This window comes from Pseudoalteromonas sp. SR45-4 (assembly GCF_014163535.1).
GTDB lineage: Bacteria > Pseudomonadota > Gammaproteobacteria > Enterobacterales > Alteromonadaceae > Pseudoalteromonas > Pseudoalteromonas nigrifaciens.
Window position 1 is genome coordinate 1 of record NZ_JACJDO010000127.1, and the last position, 316, is coordinate 316.

Annotated in this window: 2 tRNA genes; both read right to left on the reverse strand. The window is 41.5% G+C overall.

What is annotated here, in order from left to right:
* Positions 1-6 precede the first annotated feature (6 nt).
* Positions 7-82: transfer RNA gene (locus H5058_RS18270), tRNA-Val, on the reverse strand.
* A gap of 151 nt (positions 83-233) precedes the next feature.
* Positions 234-309: transfer RNA gene (locus H5058_RS18275), tRNA-Val, on the reverse strand.
* Positions 310-316 lie beyond the last annotated feature (7 nt).

Consider the following 316-nt stretch of genomic DNA (forward strand, 5'->3'; position numbering starts at 1 on the left):
TATATGTGGTGGGTGATACTGGACTTGAACCAGTGACCCTCGCCTTGTAAGGGCGATGCTCTCCCAACTGAGCTAATCACCCACATATAAATTAAAACGCTACTATTAAAATAAATAGTACTGGATTTTAACCAGTGAACACTGCCTTTACTTGTAAATAGCGGCGATGCTCTCTTTTTTCTAACTGAGCTAATTACCCATTTAGATTTTTGTAATATACACCATTTTAAAAATGGTGGGTCGTACTGGACTTGAACCAGTGACCCTCGCCTTGTAAGGGCGATGCTCTCCCAACTGAGCTAACGACCCATATTAC